This is a genomic window from Gluconobacter vitians (assembly GCF_015244565.1).
Lineage (GTDB): Bacteria > Pseudomonadota > Alphaproteobacteria > Acetobacterales > Acetobacteraceae > Gluconobacter > Gluconobacter vitians.
In genome coordinates this window covers 1-811 of record NZ_JABCQG010000086.1, presented here as the reverse complement: position 1 = coordinate 811, position 811 = coordinate 1, and the positions used below count along the sequence as shown (strand labels likewise).

Below are 811 nucleotides of genomic sequence, written 5' to 3'. Positions count from 1 at the left end.
GACGCTCAACAATCTGTCTGATGAGCGGACAGAATATCTCATCAACGACCGCTTATCCTTCATGCGTTTCCTTGGCTTGGGGCTGTCGGACCGTGTGCCTGATGCCAAAACGGTCTGGCTGTTCCGTGAACGCCTGACGCAGGCGGGAGCGATCGAGGGTCTGTTCAATCGCTTTGATACAACCCTGCGGAACGCAGGCTATCTGCCGATGTCGGGCCAGATCCTGGATGCAACGCTGGTGGCTGCTCCAAAGCAGCGGAACTCCAACGCAGAGAAAGACGATCTTCGAGAGGGACGGATCCCACAGAACTGGCAGGACAAACCGGCAAAGCTGTCGCACAAGGACCGTCATGCGCGATGGACGCTGAAGTTCACGAAGGCGAAGCGGCAGGACGATGGAACCATGCCGTCGAGTGATCTCGCTATCCCATTCTTTGGCTACAAATCCCACGTCTCCATCGACCGGAAGTATCGGTTCGTCCGGAAATGGAAAACAACGCATGCCGCCGCCAGTGATGGCGCGCGATTGAGAGAGGGGCTGCTGGATAAAACCAACACGGCCTCAAGCGTCTGGGCTGACACGGCTTATCGCTCCAAAGCCAATGAAGACTTCATGGAAAAGCAGGGCTTTGTCTCAAAGGTTCATCGCAAAAAACCGCAGCTCAAGCCTATGCCCCGGCATATCCAGAGATCCAACGCCGGGAAGTCGGTGATCCGCTCCCGCGTCGAGCACGTCTTTGCCGATCAGAAATCGCAAATGGGTCTATTCATCCGAACTGTCGGTATCACCCGGGCCACCATGAGGATCGGT

General features: G+C 56.4%; 1 protein-coding gene. It reads left to right on the top strand.

Annotation, left to right across the window (positions count from 1 at the left end; all coding sequences use genetic code 11):
• Positions 1-811, top strand: an 811-nt coding sequence (locus HKD24_RS15175; RefSeq protein ID WP_194260972.1) for an IS5 family transposase, incomplete at both ends; no start/stop codon positions are given.